Here is a 17622-nt window from a genome sequence, read left to right on the forward strand (position 1 = left end):
GAGTGGTTGCGCCTCACGGCCCACTCTTCACTTTGGGTTGATATCTCTCCGATATTGTCTTACTGTAGGAAGTAAGCAACTTCATTATAATTGCAGTTTCACCGTATTTCTCTACCCAACCTTGTCATTTACCACTCAAATCTTGCGCTTGAGAAAGAGGTGTTGAGATTGTCCAATCCGAAAGAGCTTCATGAGAATACAAGGCTGGATTATAAAGCCTACCCCTTTCAGCTATTCCGCAACGAGGTATACCAGGCAGCCGCCAAAGACTGCGTGCTCTACCTCCACTGGCATGAGCATGCCGAGATCATCCTGATGCGGGAAGGCCGGGCTGTGTTTCATATCGATAGCGCTCCACATACGCTGATAGCCGGAGAGATTCTGATGATTCCGGGAGGGAGCCTGCATGTCGGCTACGCACTGGATGAAGGGGCTGTCCGCTTCGACTGTGTCGTGCTGAATCCGTCGTTGTTCAATGATTATATGCATGATCCGGTTCACGCCCAGTATGTTGCCCCGTTTCTGGAGGGGCGCGTGCGTTTCCCCGCCAAGCCAGCGGATATTGACCCGGCCTGCCGCGATGCTTACGCGCTCGTTCACGAGGTGATTGAGGAGCTTGCTCATCGGCCTCCGGCTTTCCAGCTCATTGCCAAGTCCAAGCTGCATGCTTTTTTTGCCTTGATGGCACGCACATTCCTCCCCGACCAGCTGGCCGGCAAAGCAGAGGAAGCGTATTTTCCCGGACGTGAGCTGTTCAAGCAGCTGATCCGCCGGATCGAAGCGCGGCCATGCGACCGCATGTCGGTGGAAGAAGCTGCCGCTCAGGTCGGATTAAGCCCTTTTCATTTCTGCAAAATGTTCAAGCGGCTTACCGGTCGCACGTATGTGGATTATGTAAATCTGCTGCGAATGAATGAGGCGCAGCGCTTGCTTCGCGAGCAGCGCTGGACCATTACCGAAATCGCCAGCCATGTAGGCTGCGGCAACCCGAATTACTTTACCAAGCTGTACAAGCAATACAAAGGGATGACCCCCTCTCAGGCCCGTTCCGAAGCGGCCCGGAACGGTCGCTGAACATCCCGGTTCCGGTTAGAGTCCTCGTCCAATTTCGCATCTCATCTGGTGAGCGGAGCCCTTCCATTTGAACGATGGAATGGAGAAGCTAAGTACAGATTACGTGGGAAGATGATCGAAGTGACTGATATCGTCTTCCCTTTTCTATTATGAATTTTTCATATAATGATATATTCATATTCATATATATGACGATACTGCAGCTCTTTTATGCTAATGTGGCCGTCAGGCGGCGCCTTAGCTCGAACAGAGGGTTCCTTCATCCTCAGTCTTCGCGTCTCGTCTACCACCATGCAAAAAAACCTTGGAGCCCTCCAATGAAGGGAATCCAAGGTTTGTGATTATTCTCAGCAAATCGCTCTCCTCAGGCCTGGATGGGAATCGGCTGCGCTTTTGATTTCGCTTCGAGCTTTCGGATGCTCATGTAATACGCGATGCCCAGCGGGATACAGGCCCCGAGCCAGGCCAGCGGATTGGCGAGACACGCGCCCAGAAACCCAATCTGCTCGGTCAGGAAAATCGCGGCGACCACCCGCATTACCAGCTCCATAATCCCGGCTACGGTCGGAACAAAGCTCTGTCCAAGCCCCTGAAGGGTGAACCGGTAAATGAACAGCAAGGACAGAATCAGATACGTACTGCCATTGGATACGAAGTACAGCCAAGTCAGCGACAGAATCTCCTCCTCGCCGCTGCCAACGAACAGCGTCGCTGCCCCGTTGCCAAAGAGAATGAGCACCAAACCAATCACGATGCTGAATACGCCGGAGAGGATAATACATTGTCTAACCCCGAGACGAATCCGATTAATATTTCCCGCCCCGTAGTTCTGCGCCGTATAGGTGGCCATCGTCACCCCGAAAGAGTTCATCGGCATGACAGCCAGCATATCAATCTTCTGCGCCGCTGTATACGCAGCAACCGAAGCGGCGCCGAGACCGTTAAGCGTAATCTGTAAAATGATGGCCCCAATCGCAATGATGGAAGCTTGGAAGCCCATAGGCAGGCCGATGTTCATATGCTCGCGCAGACTTTTCCAGCCCGGCTTCCAATTCGCATTTTTAAACTGCAGCAACGGCACCTTTTTCTGAATATAGATCAGACACATGAAGCTGGCCAGCAGCTGAGCAAGCACAGTCGCAAGCCCAGCCCCGGCTACTCCCATGCGAAATACCAGAATAAACACCAGATCCAGCACGATGTTAACGACACTGGCAAAGATCAAAATATAGAGCGGCGTGCGGCTGTCGCCCAGCCCCCGAAGCAAATTGGACAACAGGTTGAACAGCACTGCCGCACCGAGTCCGAAGTTGATGACAATCAGGTAATCGTATGCATCATCCAAAATTTCCGCCGGCGTGTTCATCATGACCAGCACAGGCTTGGTAAAAATGACGCTAAGCACGGTCAGCACCACCGTAAAGACGAGGCTGATCAATGCGCTTGCGCCTACGCTTTTTCGGATGCCTTCAATATCTCCCGCACCAAATCGCTGGGCAGTAACGATGGACAGCCCCGCCGTCATCCCCATGACAAAACCGAGCACAAAAAACATAATGCTGCCCGTCGAGCCTACAGCCGCCAAAGCATTAACCCCGATCGTCCTTCCGACAATAAAGGTATCGGCCATGTTGTAGAACTGCTGAAACAAGTTTCCGATCAGGAGCGGCAGTGTAAAAGCAATGATCAGTTTGACCGGGCTCCCTTGGGTTAAGTCTCTCATCCGATTTCTCCTATTATGTTATTCTCTAGTGCTTGCGGTCTCTATTTACTGCTATATTATCATGAACCGTTGGATGATCAACATAAATTTTTGTTCGATTTCGCACCGAGGGCCGGAAGCCTCGTTCACAACCCCTGAGACTTCCGGCCCTACCGGATGTTTATGCCTGCTCCACTACAAGACCCGCCAGTGCCTGAGCGGCCCGCTCACGCGCTTGCTCGGTCGTCTCGCCTGTCGATAAGGCCACCGCGACCCGGCGGCCCACCTTCGTTACAGGCTTGCCAAAAATTCGCACCTGCGTGCCGGGAACGGCCAGCGCCTTGTCCACGCCACAAATCGCATAATTATCCAGCTCCTCCGGCGCCTTCAGCGGCCGGCTCGCACCTGGCGCCACGAGTTCAATCTCCGGAACCGGAAAGCCGAGAATCGCGCGAACATGCAGCGCAAATTCGGACAGATTCTGACTTGCCAGTGTCACCAGGCCCGTATCGTGCGGACGCGGAGACACTTCGCTGAAGTAGACCTTATCTTCGGCCAGAAACAGCTCAACGCCAAACAAGCCGTACCCGCCCAGCTCATCGGTAATCGCTCTTGCGATCGATTTTGCTTCTTCGAGCTGTCGTTCGCTCATCGGATGAGGCTGCCATGATTCGATGTAGTCCCCGTTTTCCTGGATATGACCTATCGGCGGACAGAAGCTGGTTCCGCTCACGGAACGGACGGTCAGCAATGTAATTTCCGACTGAAACCGAATGAATTCCTCAATGATGACACGCCCGTTCTGAACCCGGCCGCCTTCCATTGCAATTTCCCAGCATGTCCGGATATCCTTCTCGCTCCGGCAGACGCTTTGTCCTTTGCCCGAAGAGCTCATCAGCGGTTTGATAACACACGGATAGCCCATTTCACGAACGGCCTGCTCAAACTCAGCGTACGTATCGGCAAAGCGATACCCTGCCGTAGGCAGCCCCAGCTGCTCCGCCGCCAGACGGCGTATCCCTTCACGGTCCATCGTCAGCTTGGCCGCTCGCGCAGTCGGGATGACGCGGAAGCCTTCCTCCTCCAGCTTCACCAGCTCGGATGTGGCCAACGCTTCGATCTCGGGCACGATCAGATCGGGCTGCTCGCGTTCAATAACCTCCCTCAGCTTCCCGGCATCCAGCATGTCAATCACCACATGACGATGAGCTACCTGCATCGCCGGCGCACCTTCGTAACGGTCGACCGCGATCGTCTCCACACCCAATCTTTGGGCTTCAATCAACACTTCTTTGCCAAGCTCGCCAGAGCCTAGCAGCAGCAGTTTCTTCGTTTTGAACATAAGGTTGCAGCTCTCCTTCTACTATGTAGTTTCCGCTTGTTATCATGGTTAAAGAACAAAAAAAGGCAAGGGTACCCAATGTCCCTTACCTTGCCCAGGCGTACGGCTGCTCTAACCGGATGTGCTCCCTCATGGTTCCCCATGCTTCGCCAGTTACACATCGAGCTTGTCATTTGTCAGCAACATCATACTGAATATTTCATGAAATTGCAATGATTGCGAAAATTTTGCCGCCAGCCATGATCGCTTATATAATGGGGGAAGCGGAATCGTTGCCTGCAGGCTTAGCACCATTATCCCGTTTGATCAGGGGCATCCCTGAACTAAGGGAGAATAACTCCGCTAAGAGGCTGGAGAGCCACCATGCACTTATTAAGCACTCAGGTGGTCTTGATCCTAAATTTAATTCAACTTATAGATCTTTAAGGGAGGCGTACGATCCATGACTGCAACCATCGACGATTTTATGAAGCTGGATATCCGCATTGGCACAATAGTAACCGCCCAATTCTTTACCGAGGCCATCAAGCTGACCATCGACTTCGGCGAGCTTGGCATCAAGCAATCCTCAGCGCAGATTACCCGCAGATATGACCCGGAAGAGCTGATCGGACGTCAGGTCGCCGCTGTGGTGAACCTGCCGCCAAGACGAATTGCCGGCTACAAGTCCGAAGTGCTTGTACTCGGTGGCGTTCCCGAGGAAGGCGATGTCGTTCTGCTCGCTCCCGACACCGCTGTTCCAAACGGCACACCCATCGCTTAATCCAGCAGATAGGCGGCGCCTAATCCTTAGGTAGGTGCAGGATCATTCTGACGATTGATGTGGACCCGGGCCGGTTGTCTCCCGCACAACGAGGCCGGCTGGGAGCACGATGCGGCGCTCGCTTAATGGCTCCCCGTCGATTTGATTCAGGAGCATGCGGACCGCCGCATGCCCCTTCTCAATAATGTTCTGCGACACCGTTGTGAGTGACGGTGACGTATATTCTGACATGAACAGATTATCAAAGCCGATCACCGAATACTCGCCTGGCACACTTTTATTTTTTTCCTTCAACCCTTTCAGAACCCCCATCGCACTGACATCCGAGAAGGAGAAGATCGCCGTCACATCAGGCAGCTCCACCAATTGGTCGGCCGCCTTATAGCCGCCTGCCAGCGAGGTCGGAAGCTTGATCATGAGTCTCGGATCATACGGGATACCAGCCTCTTCCAGCGCATCCCGGTAACCGAGCCAACGTTCATGCAGCACCCCGTAGTAGGCGATCCGCTCCATCGGAATATCTCCGATCAGCAGCGCAATGCGGCGATGACCCTGCTCGATCAGGTACGAGGTTGCACGGTAGCTGCCCTGCCGATCATCCAGATTCACCTGGTATAGTCCGCTATCCTTCAAATAGCTGTCGATGAAAACAGCTGGCACCCCGAGCCCCGTAACCCGCTGCACCGCCTGCGATCCCTCGTTCGTCCCGACGACAATCAATCCATCCAGCCTTCGCTCCTTCACAAACGAGAACGTCTCCGTCGCTTCGTCGATCCCGGTCAATATAATGTGGAAGCTGCGGTCCCGCGCTCCCTCCTCTACACCGGCAAGCAGATCCCAATAGAACGGATTATCCTGCAACCGCCCCGGCTTCATGGTCGGAACGACAACCCCGATCAGATCCGTTCTCTTTGTTTTCAGATTGCGTGCAGGCAAGTTCGGAGTATAACCGAGCTCATCAATCACTTTCCTGACCTTCTGTATCGTCTTCGTGGATACACGGCCTTTTCCGTTCACAACATTGGATACGGTAGCGATCGATACGCCCGCTTCCCTGGCCACATCCACAATGCTGACTTCTTGTTTCATTCAGACACCGCTCTCTGCATTAAACGTTTTACCATATTATAGCCCAATTCCGCCCAATCCGAAAATCAGCATCCGAACATCACTCATCCTCACTGCTCCTAAGCTGCTCGATACGTTCATCTATGCCGGACTTACAGTCACCAGCCTATATTTCCCGGGCCTCTAACAATTTGAAATGCCTGTCCGGGGTTGTGCACCGGCCCTGAACCTGTCCCGGAGATGACCACATTCGAGAACGTTCCCAAGCCGGTAACGGTGTCAAAATAGATGCCGTGCGTCCCTGCCCCGTCGATGGTGACTCGATCAAACGCAATATGCTGAATCCGCTGATTATAGCTGAGCTTCACGCCTTCGTACGTGCTGTCAAGGATATCGACCTGCTCAATCAAGATCGGAGCGGTAATGCTCTGGTTCTCGGCATAGATCCACAAGCCGCCAAAGCTTGTATTCCAGTTCGGCTCATACCCGCCGGTGCGAAGCAAAGTATTGCGCTTGATTTCCGTCGTTCCGCTGAAGCTGACAGCGTTAAAGCGGGTGCTGACCGCAATCCCGGCTGATGCAGTGACGGTATCCGCTCCGAGGTTATCCCACACTTTATTGTCTTTGCCGCCATAGATCGCAAATGTATTGGCCAGCACCGGAATCTGGGCCGTGTTATAACGGAACAGGTTGTTCTCGTTCGGAACGCCATCCGACCACATGGCAAACGCATCGTCACCGGTGTTGCGCACATGGAAATGACTGATCGTCGTATTTTTCACACCGCCATGAAAATTGACGCCATCAGCCCATGTATTGCGCACGCGGCCGTCCACAATATACAGCCCATCCGTGCCGCCGTTGAGCCAGATGCCCACCTTCATATGCTCGATCCAAACGCCCTGGATCAGCGATCCGGAGGCGAAGCGTCCCTCAAGGCCGGCGTGATCCTCCGCGTCATTCCGGTAGAGAGCGTCTCCGTACATAGACAAGTCCGCAATATAGACTTTGCCTCCTGTGCCGTAGAAGCCCCCTTTTCCACCGGTTCCCTGCAGCGTTGTATGCCACATGCCTGCTCCCCGGATGTGCACATTCGACACATTCACCCGGTCGTTCATCCGGAACGTGCCCGCCGGGATCCAGACGCCGCTCCCCGTCGCCTCGGCATGCTGAATCGCTGCCCGGATCGCTGCCGTGTCGTCGGTATGATCATTCGCCGTCGCACCAAAGTCGGTAATGCTGACAAAATGGTCCGGTTTCGTATATGCGGGAGCTACCATCTCCAGATTGATCAGATCGATTGTGTAATAGTCGGCATGGTCTGCCGCGTCCTTCTGAAGTCGAACCGTTGCGCCTGCCGGGATCGGGTCAACCAGATAACGGCTCTCGTCATAAAAGTGATGTGCGCCTCCGTCGGCCGGATTATCGTTATACGGGTAGCTGCCGTACGTCCATGCATACCTGGAGCTCACATCCAATGTCTGACGCTTGACCCCGTTCACGTATAAGCTAAGCGTCACGTCGATTCCGCCACCCTGCGGGGCATCCGGCATGCTGTAGCGGACAACCAGCGCATTGGCTGCCTCCGGCGCCGTCCACTCGACGTAATGACCGGTCGATGTCAGCTTGACCGCTTGCCGACCCGAGGATTCCGCCTCGACGGTCAAGTACGTGCGGGACGGCCCAATCGTCACGGCATTCGTAGTTCCCGTCTCCGCTTCCAGCTCCTGATACGGAACCGTAGCTCCCCGCTCAGCCAGTGGCAAGCCGTCTGCAACCGTCAACGCATCCATTCTCACTCCGGCAGCTGAACGGTCAACAGCCTCATACGTGATCGTATTTAGCCCTTTGCGAAGCGGCAGCTGAGTGGCTGTTTCCGCCCAAGCTTCAGCACCGCCGGTGGAAGGAAGCTGCACCGAGCCCGCGTCAATGCCATTGACCTGGAGCTTCATGGATCCGGTTCCGGCCGTGCTTTTGGCATAACGCAGAACGACGCTCTTCTGTCCGGCAGATGACAGATTGACCGTGAATACTACCTTCGCTCCGGCAGCATCAAAATGTTCGAGCGCTCCTGACACGCAGGATACACCGCCGGTATGAAACTGCGCTTCCGCTTCATAGCGGTTCGGCGGGCCCGGGTTCGGCTCTGGTTCCGGTCCGGTGCCCGGCATGATGTCTCCGATCACGACATGATCCAGATTGACATTGCCCGAATCCTCTGCCGTGAACCGGTATTGCAGCGTATTGCTGCCGGACCGGAAGGCATACGTCTCCGTCACCGTCCTCCATTCGGACCAGGACGATGTCGGCGGCAGCGCTAGCTGCCCCATTTTCACCCCGTTCACATAAGGGCTTATCGTCATCGTCACACCTGTGCCGTTAGCATAACGAAGCGTGACCTCCCGTTCCCCGGCTGCAGATGCGTTCATGGTAAACGTGACGGCGGCTGTCCCTTTGTTATTGTCGGTGAACCCCGCAACAAACCCGCTTCCCGTATAACCGGGATGCTCGTTATCCACAAATGCCCCGCCGCTCAGCGCCGCCTGCTCCGCTTCCATCATCACGGCGGTCACGGTCGCAGCCGCCTCTCCGGAGGCCGACGGCCCCCAAAATGTCAATAGCATGCAGCAGGCCATAAACAGCGCAACCGCACGTCGTGCCAGTCCTTCCAGTCTTCTCATGCTCATCCCTCCAACAATCATGATCAGCTGGTTTCCACTTCTTTCCTCATCCTGCCCAAAGCTCTATCTGTCCCATGTCACAAGGAGTATCGCCAACACGCGCATCCGGGCAGCAACACCGCACTACCCTTTAGTTCCGCCCTCGGCCAGACCTGTAATCAGATACCGCTGCAGGAACAAGAACACGACGGCAATCGGCACCGCAATCAGAATCGCCCCGGCCGAGAAACGGGTGAAATTGTTGGCAAACTTGTCGTTAATAAAGTTAAACAGGCCAAGCGCCAGCGTGAACTTCTCTGGACTTCGCAGAATGATGCGCGGCAGCAGAAAATCCATAAACGGCGCCATGAAGTTGAACAGCGCTACAACCGCCAGGATCGGCTTGGCCAAAGGCGTCAAGATTTGAAAGAAAATCCGGAAATGGCCGGCGCCATCAATTTTGGCCGATTCATCGAGATCCCTCGGAATCGTATCCAGATAGCCTTTGACAAGAAAGGCATTCATCGGAAGTCCGCCGCCAATATATATGATAACCAGTCCCCAAAGCGAATCGAGCAGCCCCACCACGTTCAGCAGCAAATAAATCGCCACCATTCCCATCAGCACCGGGAACATCTGAAGCAGCAGGAACGAATAAATGCCGTATTTACGCCCAATGAAGTCATACCGGGAGAAGGCGTAAGCGACAAACGAGACGATGATAACCGAAGCGGCGGATGTGACAGACGCCACGAGCAGCGTGTTTTTGTACCACAGCAAATAATCGCTCTGCGGATTCGTGAACAGCCATTCATAGTGCGTTGTTGACCACCGCTCCGGCACGAGACTGGAGCTGAACATGCTCGTTCCCGGATTTAGCGAGATGCTTAACGTCCACAGCAGCGGATACGAAATGACCACAAACATAATTAGCACGACCGCATAAATCAGCGTTAATTCCAATCGGTTCTTGAGCTTCCGGTTCATCAAAACATCTTCTCCTCTCGGAACGATCGGCTGCGGCTGAATTGGAAAAATGCAAAGATCGCAACGACCAGGCCCATAATGATGGAGATCGCGGCAGCCATTTTGTAGTTGTTGTTCTCGAAAGTGAGCTTATACACCCACGAGATCAGGATGTCCGTACCGCCTGCCGTCTGGTTTCGAACCGGAGGACCGCCCTCGTTAAACAGATAGATGATGTTGAAATTGTTGAAATTGCCCGCGTACTGCATGATGAGCAGCGGCGCGGTGGCGTACAGCACATGCGGCAGTGTAATATGGCGGAATTTGTTCCAACGGCTGCCGCCGTCCACGTCGGCCGCTTCGTACCAGTCATTGGAGATGCTCTGCAGCACCCCGCTGAACAATGCGAATACAAACGGGAAGCCGAGCCATACCTGAATCATGATGATGGTGACTTTCGCCCACACCGGGTCTGACATCCACGGAATCTGCACGCCAAACGGCGCCAGCAGCTCCCGATTAATCGCGCCGAAGTCGTCATTGAACATTGCGGCAAAGATCAGGATCGTGACAAAAGACGGCACCGCCCACGGCAGGATGAAAATGGTGCGGATCAGCCGCTTGAATTTGACGCGGGCATCGTTGACCATCACCGCCAGCAGCAGCGCAACTACGATTTGCAGTGTTGTGGCCACAAACGTCCACACCACAGTCCAGGACAGAACGGACAGCAGGCTGGAGCGCCAGATCGGCTCTGTGAACAATGTGGTGAAGTTGTCGAAGCCTACCCAATCCAGCAGCTTGGCTGGCGGTGAATTGTACAGATTGTAATTCGTAAAGGCCAGGCTGATCATGAACAGTAGAGGAAAGACCACCACGAACACCAGAATGAAAAAGCCCGGCAGCACCATGTAATAAGGGAAGCCGCGATCCCATACCGCATGGAAGCTCTCCTTCATGCTTGGAATCGCATATCCGCTGCGCAGTTTCTGTCCGTCCCGGTATGCGTCCACCAAATTGTAAGCATAGAACAAAAGCAGGAACACAACCAGAATGACGGACAACAGTCCCTGCACAAGCAGCGCGCGGGAGTCATCGACCATCGGGATCGTGCCCAGCGTGTATATCCCCCAAAATCCAATGTTCAGAAAATCATACAGCGCAATCAAAAGCGCTGCCGATAACAGAAAGAACAGACTCCCCTTTATAAATCTCCGGTTGTACAGCTGCCCTATGCCGGGGATGATGGATAGCGCCGCAGCGAGAGCCGGACGATGCTGTTGTTGTTGTACTAAGTTTGCTGTCAAGCAGGTTCACCTTCTTTGGACATCGGCCTATAAAATTTGGATCTTCCCGAGCCGTGTTTGTTCTCAGTCATCATGCATTTATTCTGCTCCCGCCATTTTGATTTTGTCCTGGATCTGCACCACGGCTTCATCCAGCACTGTCTGTGCATCCTCGCCTTCCGCAGCAAATTTAAGCGCGTTGGCCATCGGATCCCATACATGGGTCAGCTCCGCAACATTCGGAAACGGAATGCCATATTGAATTTGCTCCGAGAACCCGGCAACAAGTGGATTATCAACCAACACCGGATCGTTCAGCACATCCAGATGTGCCGGAATTTCGCCCGCTTGTTCATACCAGGTCATGGACGACGATGCATTGGTCAGAAATTCAGCGAGATCCGTAGCCCACTCCGGATGCTGGGAATAAGCCGACAGCATCCAGCCTTTGACCCCGATGAACGATTGCGGATGCGTCCCGTCTTCCATAAGCGGAAGCGCAGCTACCGCAAGGTGGTCGCCAAGCTGCTCCTTATGGTCGGTGATCGCCCACGGCCCGTTAATAACGGCCGCAACCTTGCCCTCATTGAACAGGCCGCCAACGATATCGCCGTTCACGCCTTTAGGCAGATAGTTCTTTTGGAACCAGCTTTGAATGAGGCTGACACCCTTGACCGTTCCCTCTTGATTGAGTCCGATGTCCGTAATATCAAAGCCGCCGTCTTTTTCGCCAAAAATGTAACCCCCGCTGCCGCCCATGAAGGCCCACGAATAATAAAAATTGGTCGCATCGTATAAGAAACCGTATTCATCCTTGGCCGCATCCGTCTGCTGCTCCGCAATCCGCTCGAGGTCCGCAATCGTCTTGGGCGCTTCCGGCATCAGTTCCTTGTTGTACAGAAGCGCATAGGTCTCTACAACAAAAGGCAAACCATACAAATTCCCGTCATAGCTAAGCGCTTCCAAAGTCTCCGGCGTGAACTGCGCGAGATGTGCTTCCGAGGCCTTCATCGGCTGCACCAGCCCTTGGACGGACAGGCTGCCGATGCCCGGCTGGTAGAATAAGTCCGGCCCCTTGCCAGAAGGCCCGTCAAGCGACAGCGTTTGCGGCTGATCGTTCATCGCGATCGGTGTGATTTTCACCGCAATCCCGCTCTGTTCTGTATATTTGTCTGTAATCGCTTGCAATACTGCGAGTTTTTCCGCATTATCATCAGCCCAGATCGTCAGCTCTGCCGGCTTCGGCGCCTCGGTGTCATCCGAAGGAGACGTTCCTGGCGTTTCCGCGGACACCCCTTCGCTCGCGGGTCCTGGTTCTACGTCTCTCTGCGGCCCGCATGCCGTCAACATCACAATCAAAACGATACATAAGACCCCAATGAATCCTTTGTTTTTGATAATCACCTAAATTCCTCCCATGTCGAAATCGTTATTGTCTATCGGTTAAATGCGCCTTTGTTGTTGTGTCCCGAACCAGCAGTTCGACAGGCAACACCACCTTTCGAGAAGTTGAGCACTTGTTGTCCATCAGTTCCATCAGCAGCTTGACCGCCACCCGCCCTTTCTGGACGATATTCTGCGATACGGTGGTCAACGCCGGAAGCGTATAGCCGGACATGAACAAATTATCAAATCCGACCAAAGACACTTGTTCGGGCACCCGCCATCCCATATCCTTGATCCCCTTCATCAAGCCCAATGCAGCGATGTCGGACATCGAGAAGATCGCGCTGACATCGTTGTGATTGGCCAGCCACGCCGCTGCGTGATAACCGCCTTGCACGGAGGTTGGCAAGCGGATCATCAAGCCGGGATCGTAAGGCAAGCCTGCTTCATCAAGCGCCTTCCGGTAGCCGAGCCAGCGCTGCTGAAGAACCGCATAACGATGCAGCTGATCCATCGGAATATCGCCAATCAGCAAAGCAATCCGGCGATGTCCCAGTGCAAGCAGATGCTTGGTCGCTGCATATCCCCCGTACTGATCATCCACACATACCTGACATAGTCTGGGATCGTTCAGATAGCTGTCAATGTATACACAAGGAATATCCAATGTGCGGAATAAAGCGTCTTCTCCCCGATGATCCGTGATCCCGACCACAAGCAGCCCATCCAACTGACGCTGCTTCACAAAATCAAGCGTCTCCTCCGGCATGCCCATGCTTACCAAAATCATATGGAATCCGTGATCACGGGCGATTTCCTCGGCTCCCGCCGACAAATCCCAGTAGAACGGATTATCCTGGATTCGCCCCGGCTTTGTCGTCTGAACGACAAGCCCGATTAGACGAGACTGATTCGTCTTCAAATGGCGAGCCAACAAATTGGGAGCATAGCCTAACTGTTCAATCGCTTGTTGAACGCGCTTCATGGTTGTCTTCGATACGCGCCCCTTGCCGTTGACTACATTGGAAACGGTTGCAATAGATACGTTGGCCGCCTTGGCTACGTCGTGTAATATAACATCATGCTTCATAATCGCTCCTGTCCAAATTGTTAAACGTTTAACCTCCTTTCGTTTATATTGGTTAAACCTTTAACCAGAGGGTATCATGCATTCCTTCTGGTCGTCAAGACATTTTCATGAATAGGTAACAATAAAAAAACTCACTCTCTGTATCAGCAACGGATACAAAAAAGCGAGTTTTCCAGTAATCTTATTAATCTTCAAATTCCACGTTATGATAGACCTGCTGGACGTCTTCGAGGTCTTCCAACGCATCGATCAGCTTCTCGAACTGGGCCTGGCTCTCCTCCGGCAGCGTAACATAGTTCTGCGGCAGCATCGTCAGCTCGGCGACGGTAAATTCGGTAACGCCCGCTTCCTTGAACGCCTCCTGTACGGCATGGAATTGATCCGGCTCAGCGTATACGATGACCGCGTCGTCCTCTTCCAGGACGTCACGTACATCCACATCCCCCTCGAGCAGCAGTTCAATCACTTCATCTGAAGTTTTACCCTCGATACCGATAACCGCTGTCGGGTCGAACATATACGAAACGGAGCCGCTAACGCCCATGTTGCCGTTGTTTTTGTTAAACGCCGCACGTACCGCAGACGCAGTCCGGTTCACATTGTTCGTGAGTGCATCTACAATGAGCATTGACCCGTTAGGCCCAAAGCCCTCATAACGCAGCTCCTCATATTTCTCATCGCCGCTGCCCTTTGCCTTCTCCAGTGCACGGTCGATGATCGCCTTCGGTACATTGTACGTTTTGGCGCGCTCCAATACGACCTTCAGCGCACGGTTGGACTCAGGGTCCGGCTCACCCTTCTTCGCTGCAACATAAATCTCTACGCCGAATTTGGCATATACTCGGCTGGTGTTAGCATCCTTGGATGCTTTCTTTTCCTTAATATTATTCCATTTACGGCCCATACTTTTCCGCTCTCTTTCGTCTTTGAATCTGGTGCAGGTATCATAGAATACCTTCGTTCATTATAGCTCTAATAGAGAACTTGAACAAGGCAAGCGATAGAGAATGGTATGGGCAATAACATTCATCACTTCCTCACCCCTATCCCTGTACCTACTGGCCGACAGGTCGCAAGGTAAATGCCAGCATATATTCACGATTCGCGTACAGAATATGCTCTGGATGCGGCTTGGCCCCCCAGCTGTCATCGCCGCCTACGCCCATTTGCTTGGCCATGACCCGGATAACGGTTTTGTCCGAAGCTGGCAGCTTGTAGGCATGGTCGCTGGCCTCTATTTCCAGCGGGGTATACGGCTGCGCACTAAATTCGAACTTCGAGCGGCCTTCAATGGCGAAGCCTGCCCCGGACCGGCTCTTCACTTGTGCCCACCGCACTTCGGTTTTGTTCCCGCATTCTTGCGGGCGAAGGTAAGGCACCCATTGGTCCTTCACGAGACCTGCATATCTTCCGATTTTCGCCCCGCTGTTTCGGTCGGAATAATTCTCAAACGGCCCCTTGCCATACCACTCAATATGGTCAAAGGCATGTTCCATGGCGAACATCAAGCCCACTTCCGGAATCTCCGGCAGCCCTTCGCCGGGCGTGAGTCTCATCTGCACATCCATACTTCCATCGCCCTGCACGATATACTGCAATGTACTAATAGACTCGGGCTCGGTCGGCAGTGCGTAGCGTACCGTAACCTCCACCGCAGCTGGAGCCTCACGGTAAGAGAACTCCAGCAATCTCCGCTCCAGACTGGCCGTCCTCCAAATTCCGCTGCGCTGCTCCAGATGATTCCCGCGGTCATTGTCCACCAGGGCTCGCCAGAAGTTCGGACGCAGCGGTTCAGCGATCAGCTCGGAACCAGCGCTTGTGTAGGAAATCAATTCCCCTGAACGGAAATCAAAAACAACCGTAAACGCCTGTCCCGCTACAGTAAGCCGATTCTCTTGCCTTTCCACTTGTACCGGCTGCCCGTGGGAAATGACATTCACCTCAGGCTGCTGCACCACTGGAAGCACAAATTGTCCAAAAGCGATCTCATGACCCTTATCAGCCCAGCTCGTGCTGTCTTTCAGCACTAGCCCGAATGTGGCAATGTACTCCACCCCGGCAGCACCAGCGGCTGCGATTTCCAGCAGGTTCGAGACATCTACCTTGACAGTCTCCCCCGGCACAGCCTGGACAGATCCTCTTCCCGCCTTGACCTGCTCCCCGTTTGCCATCACATTCCAGACAAAATCAAATGCGGCAAGATCCGTAAATAAGTACTTATTTGTCATGATCAAGCGGCCTTCCGGCAGCTCGCTGCCGTCAAACCGGACGCTTTGGTAGCATTTTTTCACTTCCGCGATTTTCGGAGACACGGTTCGATCCGCAAAGATGAGGCCGTTGCCGCAGAAGGTGCCGTCATGCGGCGACTCGCCGAAATCACCGCCATAAGCCAGATACGCCTCGCCCTCTTCGTTGCGGGTCAGGATCGCCTGATCGATCCAATCCCAGATGAATCCACCCTGAAGGACAGGATACCGGTCGAAGAGCTCCCAATAGGCGCTTAACCCGCCGCAGGAATTGCCCATGGCATGGCTGTACTCGCACAGTATGAACGGTTTCTGCGGATCATTCCTGACATATCGCTCAATGTCATCGATCCTCGTATACATTTGACTTTCGATATCGGATGCCGCCTCCGACGGGCGATAATGGAACACACCCTCATAATGTACAATGCGGGACGGATCTGTATCTTTAAAGTAACGATGCATGTGCAGGAAATTGTCCCCGCCAAAGGATTCATTGCCGAGGGACCAGATCACGATCGATGGATGGTTCTTATCCCGCTCATACATCGATTTCGAACGATCCAGCACGTTGTCCAGCCATTCCGGCTTGCTCCCGGGAATCGCGCCCTCCTCCTCTTTCTGCCCGTAGCGCCAAGTTCCGTGGGTTTCAAGATTCACCTCGTCTATGACATATAATCCATATTCATCACATAGCTCATACCATTTGGGATGATTCGGATAATGAGAGGTCCGGACAGCATTAATGTTATGCGCCTTCATCAGCTGGATATCCTTCAGCATCTCATCGATCCCGATCGCACGCCCCTTCACCGGGGAGAACTCATGACGGTTGACGCCCTTAAATTCGATTGCTTTCCCGTTGATCTTCATCAGCCCATCCTGAATTTCAAAGCGACGGAACCCCACTTTGCAGCTTACGTATTGGACGGTCTTATTCTGCTCATTACTCAAACCGACCACCAGCGTATACAAGTTCGGATCTTCCGCGCTCCACTGTCTTGGGGAATCAACCAAACCCGACAGCGTGATCATCTTCACCGGATCGGAGCCGAATTTCACCTGTTCGAGCGGAGCACGGCTCCATACTTGCTGTCGATGCTCGTCATACAGCTGCATGTCCACCGCTATGGCCCCCTGATCCTGTTCACTGTAATTATGGATTCGTATCGTGACGCTCAAGGAACCATGTTTATAGTTGTCATCCAGCTCTGGAAGCGCTTTAAAATCGTAGATGTGAGCATCGGGAGCCGTGTACAGGTATACATCCCGGAATATGCCGCTCAATCGCCAGAAATCCTGGTCCTCCAGCCAGCTCGCATCGCTCCAGCGGTAAACCTCTACGGCGAGCTTGTTCTCACCCTTCACCAAGTAGGGGGTCAGATCGAACTCGGCTGGCGTAAAGGAATCCTCACTGTATCCCACCAATTCCCCGTTCAGCCAAACATAGAAGGCCGATTCCACTCCTTGGAAACTAATATAAACAGGCTGGTCGCTCCAGCTGTCGGGAACCGCAAACGAGCGGATGTAAGAACCGACCGGATTATACTTCGTTGGCGCATAAGGCGGTTGTAAATCCTCCTGCTCAATCCACGGATAGCGAACATTCGTATACTGGGGGTAATCGTAGCCTTGAAGCTGCCAATGTCCGGGGACCGCGATCTCATGCCAGTTCGAAGCATCATAGTCTCGCGCATAGAAATGCTTGATCCGCTTCTCTGGATTTTCCGCCCAGGCAAACTTCCATACGCCGTTCAAGCTCATGTAGCTCCGGGAATCTTCCACTCTCCCTTCGAGCGCTTCCTCCACACTGTCATAGGAAATGAATGTGGCATGGGCATCCATGCGATTCAACTGGAAAATTTCAGGATTATTATTCCACTCGGGATATCCGTTAGCGGGCGGGCTGTATTTCCATTTCGTTTTTCCCAAATCCGTCACTCCATTTCTGTTATAATTATATTCACATTATAAAGTGACATCTTCCTTGTTATCTATTAAACGATATTCATCATCATTTAAATATTTGAAATCGAGGT

At 53.3% G+C, this 17622-nt stretch carries 12 protein-coding genes and 1 riboswitch; of the genes, 2 read left to right on the forward strand and 10 right to left on the reverse strand.

The features are described from left to right. The first annotated feature begins 168 nt into the window (after positions 1-168). Positions 169-1074 carry a helix-turn-helix transcriptional regulator gene (locus tag CHH75_RS01990; RefSeq protein ID WP_095265359.1) on the forward strand — a complete coding sequence of 302 codons (906 nt, stop codon included), beginning with the start codon at positions 169-171 and terminating at the stop codon, positions 1072-1074. A gap of 364 nt (positions 1075-1438) precedes the next feature. On the opposite strand, the gene CHH75_RS01995 is transcribed toward CHH75_RS01990, so the two are convergent. Both CHH75_RS01995 and purT read right to left on the reverse strand, forming a co-directional pair. After that, positions 1439-2797, reverse strand: coding sequence for an MATE family efflux transporter (locus CHH75_RS01995; protein ID WP_095265360.1), 1359 nt, complete (start codon positions 2795-2797; stop codon positions 1439-1441). 160 nt (positions 2798-2957) lie between these two features. Then, positions 2958-4118 (reverse strand): formate-dependent phosphoribosylglycinamide formyltransferase, encoded by a 1161-nt coding sequence (gene purT / locus CHH75_RS02000; protein WP_095265361.1) that lies wholly within the window; start codon positions 4116-4118, stop codon positions 2958-2960. An 85-nt stretch (positions 4119-4203) separates the two neighbouring features. Continuing rightward, positions 4204-4285, reverse strand: a riboswitch (ZMP/ZTP riboswitch). Positions 4286-4560: 275 nt separating this feature from the next. Here purT and csaA point away from each other — a divergent pair. After that, positions 4561-4881, forward strand: a complete 321-nt coding sequence (gene csaA, locus CHH75_RS02005; RefSeq protein WP_095397335.1) for a chaperone CsaA — start codon at positions 4561-4563, stop codon at positions 4879-4881. Between the two features lie 42 nt (positions 4882-4923). Here the strand turns inward: csaA and CHH75_RS02010 are convergent, their stop codons facing one another. The 8 genes from CHH75_RS02010 to lacZ all read right to left on the reverse strand — a co-directional run bounded on the left by CHH75_RS02010 (position 4924) and on the right by lacZ (position 17524). Then, on the reverse strand, positions 4924-5970 hold the full coding sequence (locus CHH75_RS02010; RefSeq protein ID WP_095265363.1) for a LacI family DNA-binding transcriptional regulator: 1047 nt from the start codon (positions 5968-5970) through the stop codon (positions 4924-4926). Positions 5971-6107: 137 nt separating this feature from the next. Further along, positions 6108-8630: a carbohydrate-binding protein gene (locus CHH75_RS02015; RefSeq protein ID WP_176475432.1), complete on the reverse strand. Its 2523-nt coding sequence runs from the start codon at positions 8628-8630 to the stop codon at positions 6108-6110. Positions 8631-8753: 123 nt separating this feature from the next. After that, positions 8754-9596 carry a sugar ABC transporter permease gene (locus CHH75_RS02020; RefSeq protein WP_095265365.1) on the reverse strand — a complete coding sequence of 281 codons (843 nt, stop codon included), beginning with the start codon at positions 9594-9596 and terminating at the stop codon, positions 8754-8756. Continuing rightward, positions 9596-10882: a carbohydrate ABC transporter permease gene (locus tag CHH75_RS02025; protein WP_095397337.1), complete on the reverse strand. Its 1287-nt coding sequence runs from the start codon at positions 10880-10882 to the stop codon at positions 9596-9598. The genes CHH75_RS02020 and CHH75_RS02025 overlap by 1 nt, the downstream gene beginning before the upstream one ends. Before the next feature lie 78 nt (positions 10883-10960). Continuing rightward, positions 10961-12265, reverse strand: coding sequence for an extracellular solute-binding protein (locus CHH75_RS02030; protein ID WP_244908169.1), 1305 nt, complete (start codon positions 12263-12265; stop codon positions 10961-10963). A 25-nt stretch (positions 12266-12290) separates the two neighbouring features. After that, positions 12291-13337 (reverse strand): LacI family DNA-binding transcriptional regulator, encoded by a 1047-nt coding sequence (locus tag CHH75_RS02035; RefSeq protein ID WP_095397338.1) that lies wholly within the window; start codon positions 13335-13337, stop codon positions 12291-12293. A gap of 184 nt (positions 13338-13521) precedes the next feature. Next, on the reverse strand, positions 13522-14241 hold the full coding sequence (locus CHH75_RS02040; protein ID WP_095265368.1) for a YebC/PmpR family DNA-binding transcriptional regulator: 720 nt from the start codon (positions 14239-14241) through the stop codon (positions 13522-13524). Positions 14242-14392: 151 nt separating this feature from the next. Further along, a complete protein-coding gene (lacZ, locus tag CHH75_RS02045; protein ID WP_095397339.1) occupies positions 14393-17524 on the reverse strand; it encodes a beta-galactosidase, LacZ type in 3132 nt (1043 codons plus the stop codon). Between the last annotated feature and the right edge of the window lie 98 nt (positions 17525-17622).

The organism is Paenibacillus sp. 7541 (assembly GCF_002276395.1).
Taxonomy (GTDB): domain Bacteria; phylum Bacillota; class Bacilli; order Paenibacillales; family Paenibacillaceae; genus Paenibacillus_AQ; species Paenibacillus_AQ campinasensis.